The sequence below is a fragment of the Methylobacterium sp. J-077 genome (assembly GCF_022829365.1).
Taxonomy (GTDB): Bacteria; Pseudomonadota; Alphaproteobacteria; order Rhizobiales; family Beijerinckiaceae; genus Methylobacterium.
In genome coordinates this window covers 14,761-29,024 of the sequence record NZ_JAKSYJ010000143.1, presented here as the reverse complement: position 1 = coordinate 29,024, position 14,264 = coordinate 14,761, and the positions used below count along the sequence as shown (strand labels likewise).

At 69.4% G+C, this 14,264-nt stretch carries 14 protein-coding genes, 1 tRNA gene and 1 pseudogene; 8 read left to right on the top strand and 8 right to left on the bottom strand.

Features of this window, described 5'->3' with window-relative positions; genetic code table 11:
* The first annotated feature begins 496 nt into the window (after positions 1-496).
* From MKL11_RS17625 to MKL11_RS17615, 3 genes are read left to right on the top strand one after another with little or no spacing between them, the layout of a single operon-like run.
* Positions 497-1,045, top strand: coding sequence for a DUF3489 domain-containing protein (locus tag MKL11_RS17625; RefSeq protein WP_243945640.1), 549 nt, complete (start codon positions 497-499; stop codon positions 1,043-1,045).
* Entirely contained in the window at positions 1,045-1,578 is a 534-nt protein-coding gene (locus MKL11_RS17620) for a DUF2924 domain-containing protein (RefSeq protein ID WP_243945638.1), read from the top strand. The genes MKL11_RS17625 and MKL11_RS17620 overlap by 1 nt, the downstream gene beginning before the upstream one ends.
* Positions 1,575-3,146 carry a recombinase family protein gene (locus tag MKL11_RS17615; RefSeq protein ID WP_243945636.1) on the top strand — a complete coding sequence of 524 codons (1,572 nt, stop codon included), beginning with the start codon at positions 1,575-1,577 and terminating at the stop codon, positions 3,144-3,146. The genes MKL11_RS17620 and MKL11_RS17615 overlap by 4 nt, the downstream gene beginning before the upstream one ends.
* 56 nt (positions 3,147-3,202) lie before the next feature.
* On the opposite strand, the pseudogene MKL11_RS33575 reads toward MKL11_RS17615, so the two are convergent.
* Both MKL11_RS33575 and MKL11_RS17610 read right to left on the bottom strand, forming a co-directional pair.
* Positions 3,203-3,481: pseudogene (locus MKL11_RS33575) on the bottom strand (hypothetical protein).
* 166 nt (positions 3,482-3,647) lie between these two features.
* Positions 3,648-3,723, bottom strand: a tRNA-Ala gene (locus MKL11_RS17610).
* Positions 3,724-3,846: 123 nt separating this feature from the next.
* On the opposite strand from MKL11_RS17610, the gene MKL11_RS17605 reads away from it, so the two are divergent.
* Genes MKL11_RS17605 through MKL11_RS17595 form a run of 3 tightly spaced genes read left to right on the top strand, consistent with a single transcriptional unit; the run spans position 3,847 to position 5,763 of the window.
* On the top strand, positions 3,847-4,149 hold the full coding sequence (locus MKL11_RS17605) for a YggT family protein (RefSeq protein ID WP_007567711.1): 303 nt from the start codon (positions 3,847-3,849) through the stop codon (positions 4,147-4,149).
* 12 nt (positions 4,150-4,161) lie between these two features.
* Entirely contained in the window at positions 4,162-5,205 is a 1,044-nt protein-coding gene (locus MKL11_RS17600) for a MaoC family dehydratase (protein ID WP_243945634.1), read from the top strand.
* A gap of 12 nt (positions 5,206-5,217) precedes the next feature.
* Complete coding sequence (locus MKL11_RS17595) at positions 5,218-5,763, top strand: GNAT family N-acetyltransferase (RefSeq protein ID WP_243945632.1); 546 nt, start codon at positions 5,218-5,220, stop codon at positions 5,761-5,763.
* Positions 5,764-5,815: 52 nt separating this feature from the next.
* Here the strand turns inward: MKL11_RS17595 and MKL11_RS17590 are convergent, their stop codons facing one another.
* Complete coding sequence (locus MKL11_RS17590) at positions 5,816-6,436, bottom strand: outer membrane protein (protein ID WP_243945630.1); 621 nt, start codon at positions 6,434-6,436, stop codon at positions 5,816-5,818.
* A 37-nt stretch (positions 6,437-6,473) separates the two neighbouring features.
* On the bottom strand, positions 6,474-6,719 hold the full coding sequence (locus tag MKL11_RS17585; RefSeq protein ID WP_243945628.1) for a DUF6894 family protein: 246 nt from the start codon (positions 6,717-6,719) through the stop codon (positions 6,474-6,476).
* 201 nt (positions 6,720-6,920) lie between these two features.
* On the opposite strand from MKL11_RS17585, the gene MKL11_RS17580 reads away from it, so the two are divergent.
* Together MKL11_RS17580 and MKL11_RS17575 are read left to right on the top strand one after the other, a co-directional pair.
* A complete protein-coding gene (locus MKL11_RS17580; RefSeq protein WP_243945620.1) occupies positions 6,921-7,175 on the top strand; it encodes a hypothetical protein in 255 nt (84 codons plus the stop codon).
* 92 nt (positions 7,176-7,267) lie between these two features.
* Positions 7,268-8,233: a helix-turn-helix domain-containing protein gene (locus MKL11_RS17575; protein ID WP_243945618.1), complete on the top strand. Its 966-nt coding sequence runs from the start codon at positions 7,268-7,270 to the stop codon at positions 8,231-8,233.
* On the opposite strand, the gene MKL11_RS17570 is transcribed toward MKL11_RS17575, so the two are convergent.
* The 4 genes from MKL11_RS17570 to MKL11_RS17555 form a co-directional block, all read right to left on the bottom strand.
* The gene (locus MKL11_RS17570) at positions 8,226-9,296 is read right to left on the bottom strand and encodes a hypothetical protein (protein ID WP_243945617.1); all 1,071 of its coding nucleotides are present in this window, start codon (positions 9,294-9,296) and stop codon (positions 8,226-8,228) included. The genes MKL11_RS17575 and MKL11_RS17570 overlap by 8 nt on opposite strands.
* Positions 9,297-9,595: 299 nt before the next feature.
* Positions 9,596-10,552 carry an antibiotic biosynthesis monooxygenase gene (locus tag MKL11_RS17565; protein WP_243945615.1) on the bottom strand — a complete coding sequence of 319 codons (957 nt, stop codon included), beginning with the start codon at positions 10,550-10,552 and terminating at the stop codon, positions 9,596-9,598.
* Complete coding sequence (locus MKL11_RS17560) at positions 10,549-13,257, bottom strand: molybdopterin-dependent oxidoreductase (RefSeq protein WP_243945614.1); 2,709 nt, start codon at positions 13,255-13,257, stop codon at positions 10,549-10,551. Before MKL11_RS17560 ends, MKL11_RS17565 begins: the two co-directional genes overlap by 4 nt.
* On the bottom strand, positions 13,254-14,069 hold the full coding sequence (locus MKL11_RS17555) for an FAD binding domain-containing protein (RefSeq protein WP_243945612.1): 816 nt from the start codon (positions 14,067-14,069) through the stop codon (positions 13,254-13,256). The genes MKL11_RS17560 and MKL11_RS17555 overlap by 4 nt, the downstream gene beginning before the upstream one ends.
* Positions 14,070-14,264: the final 195 nt, after the last annotated feature.

The window sequence follows — 14,264 nt, the reverse complement described above, 5'->3', positions numbered from 1 at the left end:
CGCAAGCTGGCCGACGAGAACACGCCGGCGCGCGTGATGCACATGCCCGTGGCCTCATAGGTCCAGTCCGCGGTTCAAGACCAGGTCCGTCTGGTCCTAGGCGTAGTACCAGCTTCCAGGGCTGCTTCGCCTTCCAAGCGGACATTCGAATAGGCGGGGCGGGAGGTCCGCAAAGGGTCACGATCTTCCGTTGGCAGTGGACAACAGCGCGAAGTTCCGCACCGTCCCCGCCCATCCGCACATTCGACTGGACTGCCGGAGCGAACGGAGCGTGTGTGGTCGCCGGGACGACGCAGCTGGTATCGCTGAGGCTGCGCTAGTTTGGACCGAGGGCAGCGGGGGAGCGTCAGAACAGACCACTCAACGAATAGTGGCTTTCCCCGCCTGGGGTCGTCTCTCCAGCCACATGCACCTTGCCCCGCAGGCCGACCTCGCGCCGTCCGCGGGGTCGGGGTCGTGGCAGGGCCTGTCCTGCCGTTGACGGAAACCCCGACCCATGACCACCATCGCGCTCACCCGCACCGAGGCGGGCATTCTGCAGGCTGCCGCCGCGGACGAGGGACGCCTGCACTTCGCCCTGAAGGTGAAGCCAGCCAGCCGCAAACGGCTCATCGGGCGCCTCCTGAGCAACGCGCTCATCACCCCGTCGGACGCACCGGACGGACAGCATCGTCTCACGCCCGCGGGCTACGGAGCCATCGGCCTCACCCCACCCCCGGTAGCCGGGGCAACATCCCGCCCGAACAAGAAGGCGTTGGTGCTGACGCTGCTGGCCCGGGACGAGGGGGCGACGCTGACCGAGCTGATCGCGGCGACGGGCTGGCTGCCACATACGACCCGCGCCGCCCTCTCGCGGATCCGGTCGGGAGGACAGTCGCTGGCCAAGGCAGCTCGCCCGGACGCGGCGATGTCCTACCGTATCCTGCCGCCCCCGCCCGCGGCTCGTAACCGCGCACGGCGCAAGGCGGAAACTCTGGCCCGTGCGCTGACGGGAGGCACAGAATCTGACCCGCATGCGGGTGCGCCGACGCAGGCCACCGCCTGATGGCGCGGCCTCGAGCCATCACGGAGGGCGAGGCGGACCGCGTGTCCGCCTCGCTCGACGCGCTCGCCGGGATGGACGCGGCGGCACTCGAACGGCGCTGGCGTCAGCTGTTCGGCGTAGCCCCACCTCCCGGCCTCCCGCCCGCGCAGCGCGCGCGGGTCATCGCCTACCGCCTGCAGGTCCTCGCCTACGGTGACCTCGACCGCGATACGGCACGAGCCCTCGATCGGCTCGTGCGAGCAAGGAATCAGCTGGACCAGGGAGGGGACGTTCTGCCGGTCCGCGTGTCGGTGCCGGTGCCGGATCGGCGCGCGCACACCCCCGGTGTGACCCTCTCGCGGGAATGGGCGGGGGTGATGCACACCGTGCAGGTGCTGGAGGCCGGCTACGCCTGGAACGGTGCGACCTACGAAAGCCTGTCCCGGGTGGCGCAGCTCATCACCGGTACAAAGTGGAACGGCCCCCGCTTCTTCGGCCTGCGCGCCAAAGCTGCTGGCGGTGCAGAGACACGAACGGAGAGGGTTGAGGCATGAGTGCCCGCGCCCCCAAACCACGGCAGATACCGCCCCCCGGCACACGGCCGACGCTGCGCTGCGCGATCTATACCCGGGTCTCGACCGACCACGGGCTCGATCAAGAGTTCAACTCCCTAGACAACCAGCGAGAGGCGGCCGAGGCCTATGTCCGCTCCCAGGCGCACGAGGGCTGGCGTCTGCTGCCCGGCCGCTATGACGATGGCGGCTTCTCCGGCGGATCGCTCGAACGACCCGCCCTGCAGCGACTGTTGGCCGAGGTGCGAGCCCGGCGCGTCGACGTGATCGTCGTGTACAAGGTCGACAGGCTGACCCGGGCCCTGTCCGACTTCGCCAAGTTGGTCGAGCTGTTCGACGGACACGGCGTCTCGTTCGTGTCGGTGACCCAGGCGTTCAACACCACCACCAGCATGGGGCGGCTCACGCTGAACGTGCTGCTGTCGTTCGCCCAGTTCGAGCGAGAGGTCACCGGCGAGCGCATCCGCGACAAGATCGCCGCGAGCAAGCGCAAGGGGATCTGGATGGGCGGGGTCGTGCCGCTCGGCTACCGGGTCGAGGGCCGCGCGCTGCACGTCGTCGAGGAGCACGCCGCCCTCGTCCGGGCGATCTTCGCGGGTTACCTCGCCCACGGCACGGTGGCGGGGCTGAAGCAGGACCTCGACGGGCAGGGCATCACCCTGCCAGCTCGCCGCGACGGGGCCGGGCGAGAGACCGGTGGAGGTCCTTTCTCACGCGGGCATCTGTACAAGCTGCTGGGCAATCCCCTCTACGTCGGTCAGCTCCGGCACAAGGGGCAGGTCCATGAAGGCCAGCATCCCGCGATCGTGGACGAAGCGACATGGCAGGCCGTGCAGGATCGGCTCGCCACCAACCACCATCAGCATCACCGCACGCGCGCTGAGAGCGTGCATCTCCTCGCCGGGCGCCTGCGCGATGCCGGGGGCGCGTTGATGGTGCCGAGCCACGCCCAGAAGGGCGCGGTGCGCTACCGCTACTACGTCTCCCGGACAGTAGGGATAAACGACAAGCGGCTGCGTCTGCCCGCGGCATCGATCGAGGCGGTGGTCGTGGCCGGTCTGCGGAGCATCGCTGCACCGAGCCCAGCACCGCGTGATGACGCTGCCTTGGTCGTAGCTGAACTTGAGACGGTGACGGTGCATGCCGATCACCTCGTGCTGCAGTTCACCGGGGAGCGCCCTACCCTGTCGCTGTCCTTCACGCATCAGCCGCAGCGGCGCCGCCAGGCGATCGTCGTACCGCCGGGCCGCGAGGGCGATCGGCTGCGGGCGATGAAGGCGGAAGATCGCGCCCGCATGCTTTTAGGCATCGCCGCAGGCCGGACCTGGATGCGGGATCTCGTGGCCGGGCGAAGCGCGGGCATCGAGACGATCGCTTTGGCCGAGCAGCGCAGCGAGCGCTCGGTGCGCATGACGCTGTCGCTCGCCCTGCTCTCCCCCCGCATCGTCCGCGCGATCGTCGAGGCGAGGCTGCCACGGGGCATCGGCCTGCGCCATCTCTGCGAGCTGCCCCCCGCCTGGGACGTGCAGGAACGCATCCTCGGCTTGTGACGTCTGAGCGTCTTGCTGGGGCTCCGCAAGACTGACGCCATCGACTCCGGAAGCGATCAGGCGATCAGGCGCACCGCCATCCTGATCAGCACCGCGGCTCCCAAGCAGCGCCGCCATGGGTTGACCCCGCGCAGTAGCTCATCGCCCGCCCAGACCGCGAGGGCGATCCAGGATGCGAGGTCCACCTAACGGCCGACGGCGGTGTCCTCCCCCGCGATCCAGGCGACGGCCTGCAGCAAGCCGAATAGGCACAGCGGCGTGTTCGGCCACTGGCCAACCACGATGCGTCCGCTGTTGCAGTCCCGGAAAAACCAATCGAGGGCCGCGGGCAGCATTGCAGGAAACGGGAATGAGGCCGCTGGAGACCGGGGGCAGAATGGCCGGTGATCCGACCTTGGAGACGCGATAGAGACGCGGCTGAAGCAGGACGCTCGAGCTAAGCTACTAACAAGTCGAGTGGTTCGAAGACCACCGGGATCCTGCGATTTGCGCAAGGACCCCTGGTGGAGCTGAGGGGAATCGAACCCCTGACCTCCGCAGTGCGATTGCGGCGCTCTCCCATCTGAGCTACAGCCCCGTCGAGGCGCCGGCCTTGTAGGCGCGGGCGGCTCAGCCTGTCAATTCCTGTTTCACCGCCGTCCGCCGCGCCCCGATCGTCGGTGCCGCCGCGCGGGCGCCCCGAGGATACGCGCGAACCCGCATGAACGCCCTGATCTGGCTCTTCGACACGGTCGTCCAGCTCTTCATCTACGTCCTCATCGCCAGCGCGGTCCTGAGCTGGCTCGTGGCGTTCAACGTGGTGAATGTCCGCAACCCGATCGTCGCCCAGATCGGCGAGGTGCTCTACCGGATCACCGAGCCGGTGCTGCGGCCGATCCGCAACCTGCTGCCCAATCTCGGCGGTGTCGACATCTCGCCGATCATCCTGATCCTGCTGCTGCTGTTCATCAGCCGCCTTCTGCACGAATATGCCGTGCCCCAGGCGTATATCTACGCGCAGTAGGATCGAGCGACCGTGAAGACAAATCCAGGCCGGTTCTTCGAGGATTTCCGCCTCGGCGAGACCATCCGCCACGCCACGCCCCGCACCGTCACGGTGGGCGACGTGGCCCTCTACACCGGCCTCTACGGCCCACGCTTCGCGGTGCAATCGTCGGACGCCTTCGCCCGGGCCTTCGGGTATCCCAAAAGCCCGCTCGACGACCTGCTGACCTTCCACATGGTGTTCGGCAAGACCGTGCCGGACGTCTCCCTCAACGCGCTCGCCAATCTCGGCTACGCGGAGGGCGGGTTCCGCCGGCCAATCTATCCGGGCGAGACCCTGTCGACCGTCTCCGAGGTGATCGGCCTCAAGGAGAGCTCGAACCGCCAGACCGGCGTGGTCTATGTCCGCTCGGTGGGCTCGGACGAATCCGGCGAGACCGTCCTGAGCTATTGCCGCTGGGTGCTGGTGCGCAAGCGCGACCCGGAGGCCGCGATCGCCGAGGAGCACGTGCCGACGCTGGCCAAGGTGGTCGATCCGCAGGATCTCGCGGGCGCCCTGCCGAAGCTGTCCGCCGCCGCCTACGATGCGGAGCTCGCCGGCAGCCCGCATCGCTTCGCCGACTACGCGGTCGGGGAGAAGATCGACCATGTCGACGGCATGACCGTCGAGGAGGCCGAGCACCAGATCGCCACGCGCCTGTTCCAGAACACCGCCAAGGTCCATTTCGACGGCCTGGCCGCCAAGGACACGAGGTTCGGCCGCCGGCTGATCTATGGCGGGCACGTGATCTCGCTGGCCCGGGCGCTCAGCTTCAACGGCCTGGGCAACGCCTTCGCGCTCGCGGGCATCAATGCCGGCCGCCACGTGGCGCCGCTCTTTGCCGGCGACACGGTCTATGCCTGGAGCGAGGTTTTGGACGCGGCCGATGTCGGCCGCGACGATGTCGGCCTCCTGCGCCTGCGCACGGTGGCCACCAAGAACCAGCCCTGCGGCGCCTTCCCGGACCGGGTGGGCGAGGGCTACGACCCGGCCGTGATCCTCGATCTGGATTACTGGGCGTTCGTGCCGAAGTAGGGCGCCACAGCCGTGACGATCCGGCCGGCGGGCCTGGACGATGCGCCGGCCATCGCGGCGATCCACGCCGCCGCCTGGCGGGAGACCTATGCCGGGCTCCTGCCCGCCGCGATGATCGCGGCCCTCACGGTCGAGACGCGGCTGGCGGTCTGGACGCGGATCCTCGGCGATCCGGATTCCGGCACGGCGGTCGAGGTCGCCGAGGGGCCTGCGGGGCTGGTGGGATTCGGATCCTGCGGCACCCAGCGCTCGGCCGAACTGGCGGCGGACGGCTTCGACGGTGAGGTCAGCGCGATCTACGTTCTGAGAGCTGCGCAGCGGCGCGGGACCGGCGGCGCCCTGATAGCCGCACTGGCGACGCACCTGCGACAGAGCGGTCATCGTGCCGCCAGCCTGTGGGTGCTGCGCGACAATGCGATGGCCCGGCGGTTCTACGAGCGCCTCGGTGGTGTCGTGGTCGGTGAGCGGGCGGAGCAGCGGGAGCAGGCCACGCTCGTGGAAGTCGCCTATGGCTGGCGCGATCTCGCAGCGCTCCAGCGGGGTCTGGTTTCCATCTGACGCGCTCGCAATGACGGTTCTGGTCGGGAGACCCAAAAAATAAAAATAAGCATCAGCGCAGCCCGTTGCGCACCACGCCGGCCTCGACAGCCACGGAGAGGCGGTCCGTGACCGCCCATTCGACCCCGACGCGGGCGTTCGGCAGGATCGCGATGTCCTCGCGGGTGAGCGGCGGGGTGAACGGGGTCGGCCCGACCCGCAGGGTGTCGTGGACGGCGGCGGCCCCCGCCTTGGCGTAAAGCAGCACGTCCGGCGCCAGAAGGGTCCCGACCTTGACCTCCAGCGCGCCGGCGAAGTCGCGGCTGTAGGCGAGGCGCCCGAAGCCCGGGGTGAGGGCGCCGTCGAGGCCGGCCAAGTAATCCAGGCCGCCGCTGATCCCGTAGAGGATCGGCCCCTCCTGCCACATCCGGCCGCCCTCGAACCCGATCGTCGGACCCGCGTAGCTGCCGAAATGCCGAGAGCCGGTGACCGCGTAGCCGGTCGACAGGCTTGCATAGGAACCGGTCCAGCGGCTCGCATCCGCGACTGGTTCCCAGGCGAAGGACGGCAGCGGCGCGAAGCCCGTGAACGGCAGCAGCGCCTGGGCGGTGGCGGGGCCGGCCGGGAGCAGGCAGAGGCCGAGCACGAGGCCGGCGGCGAATCGGCGGGGACGAGAACCGGCGGATCGGATCATGCCGGCATGATAACGAAACGCGCCGGGGCGAAACAGGTCAGGCCGCCAGGGACCGGTCCCCGACCAGTTGGCCGAAGGGCTGCACCAGCACGCGCCGGCCGGTGAGATCGTGGACGCTGACCCGCCATTCGGACCAGTCGGTCCGGTCGGACAGGGCCTGCATCACGTCGGCGGCGACCCGGCGTGCCCGGACAGTCAGACGACCGGCCGCGCGGATCTCGGCGCCGCGGGCGTCGAACACGCATTCCAGACCGTTGGTGCAGTGGAACCGGTAGCGGGCCATCGGGGCTCCTGTCTGATCCTGCGCAGCGGCATCTGAATGTTCCATATATGTTCTGAATCGGGATGGATATCCCGCGGGTCCAATCGGCCGCAGGTTGGCCGGGTCGGCGGCTCGTCGGCGGCCAGGGCTCATTGCGTGCCGCCCGGTGCCCTATCTCGGCGAGGCGGCCATACGGTCGTCGAGCCTGAAAGATTTTTCGTCATGCCCTCCCTACGGATCCTGATCGCCGCCCTGCTGATCGGCCTGACCGGCGCGGCGCAGGCGCAGACCGTGCTGGTCCCGTCCGGCGATTCGGCGATCACGCAGCCCGGCGGCACCGAGGGCCGCGCCGCCCGCCGCAACATTCGCGAAGCGATCCGGAACGGCGACGTGGTCGGGGTTCCGCCTGGAAGCCGCACCTCCGAGGTCGAGCGGCGGCTCCGTCGCAATCCCGTCCAGACGCCCCGGGCCAAATAGTCTTTGCGTGTGGACCAACGGCTCTTGATTTTGCGGGGATGGCCGGCAATCGCAGGGACGCCGCGGGATCCGCCCGCGTCGGAGCCTGCCGCGTGTCCCTTCCGGCGCTGGTCCCCAGCACGATCGAGACGACCCGCCACGTCGAGCCGAAGCGTGCCTTCGAGTTCTGGCTGGCCACCGCGCTGGCGCCGTTCGGCGATGTCGGACGGGCGCATCCCCGCGATCCGTTCCGGGCCAAGCGCCTCGTCGTGGCGGGCGCGGACTGGGGCCTGACCCATACGGTAAGCAGCTCGGTCGGCCTGACCATCGGCCCCCGCCAGGTCGACCGGAACGCCTCCGAGACGGTGGTGATCGGCTTAGCGCTCGACGGGATCGGCTATCAGCAGCAGGGCGAGCGCGGCGGGCGCCTCGGGGCCGGCGACATCAGCTTCCTGTCGCGCCAGCGGCCCCTCGTGGCCGGCACCCAGAGCGACTATGCGGAGATCCGGCTGGCGCTGCCGCGGGCGACCTTCGAGGCCCGGATCGGCACCGTCGATGCCTTCGCGGGGCGATGCATCGCCGACCGACCCGGGCATGCCGCGTTCAAGGCGGCGGTCCACGCCTTCGCCGCCTCGGCCGCCTGGATGTCGGAGAGCGAGGCGCAGGTCGCGGTCGCGGGCGTGCTGCACCTGCTGGGCACCCTCGTCCGGGATCCGGCGGAGCGGCCGGGCGCGGCGCTCACCTGCGAGACGGTGCTGTCCCTGGCCCGCGCCCATATCGTGCGCCGGCTTCACGACCCGCGCCTCGGTCCGGCCGAGATCCACGCGGCGCTCGGCCTGTCCCGCGCTCAGCTGTACCGGGCTTTCGCTGCCACCGACGGCGTCGCGGCGGCGATCCGCGATGCCCGCCTCGATCTCGCCCATCGCCGCCTGGCGGCGCCGCGCACCGCCGGGATGAAGATCGCCACCATCGCGTATGCCTGCGGCTTCACCGACGTGCCGACCTTCAACCGCGCGTTCCGCCAGCGCTTCGGCTTCTCGCCGCGCGCGCTGCGCGCCCAGTCCGGCGATCCTACTTGAGGTGGAAGGCGACGCCGGCGATCAGCGCCTTCTCCTCGGTGTTGGGGGTGTGCCGCGGATCGCCGCCGAACTTGTTGTGCCAGTACTGGAAGCCGACGAACGCCTCGAACCGGTTGGGCGCGTTGTCGACCAGCTGCCCGATATCCAGGACCAGGTTGGTCTGCGAGACGAATTCCGCCCGCGTCTGGTTTTCGTTGATCAGGCCGTAGCGGCCCTTGGGCAGGATCAGGGTGTTGAAGCCGGCCAGCGCCAGGGGCAGGCCGGTGAAGGCCAGCGGGATCGTGTAGGTCAGCTCGAATTCCGGCGTCATCTTGTACTCGACGCTGCGGAAATGCGCGTAATCGAAGCCCGGAATGACCGGTAGGCGGGACTCCTCGCTCGGTGCCGTGCCGGCGAAGCCGTTGCGGGAGAATTCCTTGTAGCCCTGGACCTTCAGGTTCACGAACCCGGCCGGCACGTCGAAGGCGAAGCTGAGGCCGAAGGTGCCGGCGCGCTTCTCGGAATCGAACGTCGTGTCCTTGGTGTTGATGTCGGCTCCGAACGACAGCCCGATATCCTTCACCAGGCCCGGGATGGCGAAGACTGTCGTGTCGAAGATCTTGTTCGGGCTCAGCACGCCCCGGTAGATCAGGTAGACCTCCGTAGCGCCGACCCCCTTGTCGAAGACCCGCTGGTCGCCCGCCGGATCCTGGGATCCGGACCGGAGGATGTCCAGCGAGATCAGGTTGGTGCCGTAGGCCCAGGAATTGGCGTGGAACAGGTTGAACACGTTCTTGGGGACTTCACGGGCCTCCTGCCGGCCTTTCACGGTGCCGTCCGGCCGCGTCACGGTGAGGCCGGGCTCCGCGGCCGGACCCTGGAAGCGATAGCTGACCACCGTGTCCGAGAAGGAGAAGAACGACGGCGGCGGCGCGGCCATCACGGTCGCGGCGGCCAGCGGCACCCCGGCCTCCGGGGGCTTCGGCGGGGCGGGGACGGTTTGCGTGGGTGGCGCAGGCTCGTCGAGGGCTCGGGCCGTGCCGGCGAGATGCGCTTGCGCCAGCAGTGAGGCCGCGATCAGCAAGCCCGTCCGCAGCGGTTGGTGAGATGCGCGTTTCCCTCCCCCCTCCGCGGGGGAGGGTGGCCCCTGCGTTAGCAGGGGTCGGGAGAGGGGAGCGCCGCTGCCGGAAAAGTCGCGCCGCCCGATACATCCTGAGACGTCGCGCTGCCCCTCTCCCCCCCTGCTGCGCAGGGTACCCTCCCCCGCAGAGGGGGGAGGGAGGCGCGCTTGAGTCGAGCCGTCGCTCTCGTCCGTCGACGATGTGCGCATCCGGTCGCCGACGGAGGGGAGGGGAAGAAGGGCGCCTACCGCGCCGGCGCCGCTCACAGCACTTTCCAGAAGACCAGGATCAGGCCCGCATAGATCGCCGCCAGCAACCCGGCGCCCTGGAGATCGACCGCTGCCTTGCGGTCCTTCGCGGGTACCAGCCACCAGCGCATCCTTTCGGCGGCCCACGGCACCAGGCGCGACGTGATCAGCACGCTGACGACGTTGCCGATGAACAGGGCCACCGGGAAATCCAGGTTCAGCGTCCGCGACAGCAGCGGCGTGCCGATCAGCAGGCCCCAGAGGAACACCGTCGGGTAGAGCATCAGGAGGACGATCATGTTCATCTTCCAGGCCGGGGGCGGCGGCGCGCCCTCCGGGGTCGCGTCCCGGAACCACTGCTCGAAGCCGCTCTGCACCGTCCGGGTGTGGAATTCCGCGGTCAGCGGCGCCGCCTCCTCGATCAGCGCGTGGCGCTCGGGGGAATCGAGCCACGCCTGCAGGTTGGCATCGCTGTCGAAACGCAGGATCGCGACGAAGTCCTCCTGCACGCCGGGCACGGCCGGCTCGAACCGGTAGCCCTGCAGCCCCGGCGCCTTCGACTGGGCGGCCGCGACCTTCTGCTCCCAGCGGAGGTATTCGGCCTCCAGCCCGGGCTTCACCCGGGTGCTGATCACCGCCGAGACCGGGGCGGTGCGGGCGGCGCTGGCCGCGTCGGTGACGATGTGGACGTCGTCGCGGCCGACCAGCATCGGGGCGGCGCCCTCGATCCGGGATTGACGCTCCGGCGAGCCCAGCCAATGCCGGGCATGGTCCAGGCTGTCGAAGCGCTGCAGGATCACCCAATCGACCTGCAGCGGCGGGTGCGGCGGCATCAGCCGCTGCTCGATGAAACCCGGAAAGGTCGCCACCACGGCGCTGGTATCACCCTGCCAGCGGGCGAAGGCGTCGGCGCTCTCGGGCCGGACGGTGGTCTGGGTGACGATGCTGACGCTTGCCGCGGGCGCGCTCATGAAGCGGCGAGCTTTTCGAACAGGCGGTCCGGGGTGAACGGCAGGTGGGCGAAGCGCACGCCGGTTGCGTCGGCCAGCGCGTTCGAGACGGCCGGGGCCACGGGGTTGATGCCGCACTCGCCCTGCGACTTGGCTCCGAGCGGCCCGATCCGATCGACCGTGTCGGCGAAGAAGATGTCGGTGTGGGGCGTGTCCGCGAAGGTCGGGATCCGGCAGTTGCGCAGCTGCGGGTTGACCATGCGGCCGTCGCCGTCATGCACCATGGTCTCGACCAGGGCCCAGCCGTAGCCCATGCCGACCGCGCCATCGAGCTGGCCGCGGCACTGCATCGGGTTGATCGGCTTGCCGATATCGGCGGCGTGGACGCTGTGCAGCACCCGGATCTCGCCGGTGACCCGGTGGACCGCGAGGCGCACGCCCTGCACGTTGAACGCGATGGTGCGCGGCGACAGATAGGACTTCCGGCTGACCATGAAGCGATGGTCGACCTTGGTGCCCTCGGCGTGGAGCTCGGCGAGGGTCAGGCGCCGGTTGCCGCAGAGCACGCCGCCATCGGTGTCGAGCCGGCACTGCTCCACGGGAATCCCGGTATGGCGGCTGGCGAAGGCCAGGATGTCCTCGGCCATGGCCTCGGCGGCCAGGTGCACCGCCTTGCCGCCGACCACGGTGCCGGTGCTGGCGAAGGTGCCGGTGTCGTAGGGGGTGCGGTCGGTGTCGGCGTTGATGATTGCGACATCCTCGGCGCGCGCGCCCAGGATCGAAGCCGCGATCTGCTTGTGCGCCGTGGTGATGCCGTTGCCCATCTCGGTCGAGCCGCAGGCGAGGTGGTAGGTCCCGTCCGGGCGCAGGTGCATCGCGGCGCCCGAGCGATGCTCGGTCGGCGGTCCGCATTCCAGCATGGCGAGCGCCACGCCGGTGCCCTCGGCCCAGTCCGCGCCCTCGGGCTTGGCGACGCCGTTGCCCTTCTCGAGCTCGCGCTCGACGATGTCGAGGCACTCACTGACGCCGTAGCTGCCGAAGCTGGCGTCGCTCGGCTCCTTCCAGATCGACTCGATGTTGTCGCCGGGCTGCACGACGTTCAAACGCCGCATCGCGAACGGATCGATGCCGAGCTGGCGAGCCAGGGCGTCGATCGCGCATTCGATCGCGAAGGTGGTCTGCGAAGCGCCGTAGCCGCGGAAGCCCCCGGCCGGCACCATGTTGGTGTAGACGGCGTGGCCGATGCCCTTCTTGTTGAGGCAGCGATACGCCGCGATCGGGCTGGCCATCGCGGCCCCCAGGGTTTCGCCGCCGTGGCCGCCATAGGCCCCGGTGTTGGACACCACTTCCACGTCGAGCGCCGTCAGCGTGCCGTCGCGGCGGGCGCCGATCTTGACCCGGGTGGTCATCGGGTGGCGCGTCGTGGCGCCGATGAACTCCTCCTCCCGGGTCCATTCCCATTTCACCGGGCGCCCGAGCTTCATCGTGGCGAACAGGACGAGATCTTCCGAGACCATCTCCTGCTTGCCGCCGAAGCCGCCGCCGACCCGCTCGGTGAAGACGTGGATGTCCCGGTGCGGGACGCCCATGACGTAGGCGAGCTTCTGCCGGACCGCGAACGGCGCCTGCGAACTGGTGCGGACGTGCCAGCGCTGGTCCTCGCCCTGCCAGGCGATCGAGCCGTGCGTCTCCAGGTGCGTGTGCTGGACCCGGGTGGTCGAGTAGGTCTCCTCGTGGATCACGTCGGCTTGCCTGAAGCCCGCCTCCACGTCGCCGATCTCGCCCTGGAGCGTGCAGAAGATGTTGCTGTCGCCGGTGACGTGCTCCTTGTCGTGCAGGATCGGCGCCCCAGGCTGCATGGCGGCGACGGGATCGAACACTGCCGGCAGGACCTCGTAGGTCACTTTGAGGGCCCGGCAGCCGGCCTCGGCCGCCGCCTCGGTCTCGGCGATCACGGCCGCGACCCGCTGGCCGGCGAAGCGCGCGACATTGTCGAGCAGCAGGATGTCGTCGGGATCGACGAGGTGGTCCTCGTGGAGCGCCGAGCTGAACCGGCGCTTGGGCACGTCCTGCCACGTATAGACCGCGACCACTCCCGGCACCGCCCGGGCGGCTTGGTCGTCGATCACCACGATCCGGGCATGGGCGTGGGGCGAGCGCAGCACCTTCAGGTGCAGCAGGTCCGCCACCGCGACGTCCATCGTGTAGCGGGCGCTGCCGGTGAGGATGGAATCGGTGAACGGATTGGGCAGGCTGGCACCCAGCGCCTTGCCGGCCAAGTCCGCCTCGATGTTGCAGCGGCCATGCAGCGCATCGTTGATCGAGCGGTAGCCGGTGCAGCGGCAGAGGTTGCCCTTGAGGGCGTGGGGCAGATCCTCCTTCTGCGCGTCGGTCAGCGTCACCGCGGTCATGATCATGCCGGCGGTGCAGAACCCGCACTGGAACGCCTGCGCGTCGTGGAACGCCTGCTGCATCGGATGCTGCGCGCCGTCGGCGGCGGCCAGGCCCTCGATGGTGGTGACCTCACGGCCCTCGGCCCGGAAGGCCGGGACCAGGCAGGAATGGAACGGCTTGCCGTCGATATGGACGGTGCAGGCGCCGCAATCGCCGGCGTCGCAGCCCTTCTTGACCCCGAACACGTCGAGGTCGCGCAGGAAGGTGCGCAGGCACTGGCCGGGGGCGGGCTCGGCGGCGTAGGCGCGGCCGTTGATCGAATACTGGGTCACGCGAGCTCCGTACGGATCTGTTCGGCCAGGTACTGCGTGACGTGGCGCTTGTAGGGGGCCGAGCCGTGGACGTCGGCGAAGTAGGCGTCGGGCGGCAGGCGTGCGTCGAGGGCGCGGGCCAGCTCCTCGGCGGACGGGCAGGCGGGGAAGCGGATCTGCACCGGCCGGGGCGTCGCCGCCGTCACCGTCAGCAGGAAGTCCGTGCCGTCCTGGCCCAGCGTGCCGATGATCAGGGCGGCCGAGCGCCCGTGCTTGGTCAGCGAGACCTGCCGCATCGCCGTTCGCTTCGTGAGCGCCGCGGCAGGCAGGTGGATGCTGCGCAGCAATTCGCCCGGCCCCAGAACGTTGGCGTGGTTGCCGGTGACGAAGTCGGCGACCGGGATGGTACGCGGCGCACCGTCCCGCGGCCACAGGGTGCAGACCCCCTCGAGCGCCGCCGTCAGCGAGATCATCGCGCCGGCGGGCAGCGACATGCAGACATTGCCGCCGATGGTGGCGGCGTTCCAGATCTTGAACGACATCAGGAACGAATCGATGCAGTGCCGGAACAGCGGCACCGCGTGCCATTCCGCCGGCCCGGCGAAATCGTGCAACTCGACGATCCGGCAGGTCGCGGCGATCTCGAGCCCGGCCTCGGTCACCGTCAGCGGCGCCCAGCCCAGCCGGTCGAGATCGATCAGCGTATCGACCGCCACCTGCGGCTCGGAGAACAGCCAGGTGCCGCCGGCCAGCCACGAATACCCGTCATGCCAGCCCTGGACCTCGTCGAGGGAGGTCGGCCGCTTGACGTCGACAATCGTTGAAAGGTTCATCTCCGGCCTTCAAGTCTTCGGGACTTCAAAAACATCGATCGCTTCGATGCTATGATGATCCATCGCGCGTGAACGAATGATGGATATGTCATAAAAGTTAGAAGATCATGATCGAATGATGAACTCGCGCTTTGGTATGGCGACGATCTTCGCATTCGTCCCGGCCGGAACAGCTGGATGCTTGACGCCGCTCGA